Genomic DNA, 432 nt, shown 5'->3' with positions numbered 1-432 from the left:
ACGCTACCGACGATTATCTGAGCACTTCCTGGATCTGCATGACATTCAGACCATAGGACTCATAATCCAGCCGGAAGGTAACGTACTGCAGTACCTGATCGTCCTGGGCCTGATTGGTTTGTCCGCTCGGGGATGCCATAGCGATGTTTCTCCTCTTGGGCTGCCCGGCGGGCAACCTGATCGTCAAAAAAATATCATCAGTGCCCAATACTATAGTTAAGGGCACAAACCGTGCCAGCACGGCTCGGTTTCATTCAGTAACCGTTGTTTGCGTCAGCTCAGATCCAGATGGTGCTCTCTTTCGGCCCGCACCAGCAAGTCCGCCATGGTGCGCACATCGATCAGCGCGCACATATGGTCAATGACGGTTCCCGCCAGCCAGGGCCGCTTGCTGCGGGCGGTCCGCCAGCGCACTTCGTCGGGCCTGAGAGT

1 protein-coding gene is annotated in these 432 nt (G+C 56.5%); it reads left to right on the top strand.

Translation table 11 applies throughout. From position 1 onward, the window contains the following. A partial coding sequence (locus tag FMM79_RS21660; protein ID WP_205466783.1) for a hypothetical protein occupies nt 1-220 on the top strand: 220 nt, incomplete at its 5' end. Between the last annotated feature and the right edge of the window lie 212 nt (nt 221-432).

It is taken from the genome of Novosphingobium sp. BW1 (assembly GCF_008107685.1).
Taxonomy (GTDB): Bacteria; Pseudomonadota; Alphaproteobacteria; order Sphingomonadales; family Sphingomonadaceae; genus Novosphingobium.
Note: the sequence above shows the minus strand (reverse complement) of the source record. Positions and strands in the feature narration are given on the sequence as shown.